Source organism: Methylobacterium sp. J-077 (assembly GCF_022829365.1).
Taxonomy (GTDB): Bacteria; Pseudomonadota; Alphaproteobacteria; order Rhizobiales; family Beijerinckiaceae; genus Methylobacterium.
The window spans coordinates 1-369 of sequence record NZ_JAKSYJ010000194.1 but is presented as its reverse complement, the minus strand read 5'-3'; the positions used below and the strand labels follow the sequence as shown (position 1 = coordinate 369).

General features: G+C 63.1%; 2 pseudogenes. Both read left to right on the top strand.

The annotated features are described in order from the left end of the window. Positions 1-136: pseudogene (locus tag MKL11_RS22690) on the top strand (N-formylglutamate amidohydrolase); the annotation flags it as partial. Between the two features lie 88 nt (positions 137-224). Beyond that, a pseudogene (locus MKL11_RS22685) lies at positions 225-369 on the top strand (AAA family ATPase); the annotation flags it as partial.

Sequence of the window (369 nt, the reverse complement as noted above, 5' to 3'; positions counted from 1 at the left end):
TCGAGTGGTGCGCAACAAGCCTTACGCGGGCGGCTTCATCACCGAGCATTACGGCGAGCCAAATCTTGGGCGTCACGCCCTGCAGATCGAGGTCAATCGGGCTCTATACATGGACGAGGCGAGCCTCGCTGTGACGCGGGACCGATGCCGCCCTTGCCGTAGATCGCGATGATCTGCGTCTCCTTCTTCACCGGAGCGGTCGGGACCGCATCCGGCTCGATCGCGGCTTCGGCAAGTCGTTCACCCTGGCCAATCTCAGCTACATGATGGCCCAGCAGGGCAAGAAGGTGCTGCTGATCGGCTGCGACCCGAAGAGCGACACCACCTCGCTCCTCTTCGGCGGCAAGGCCTGCCCGACCATCATCGAGA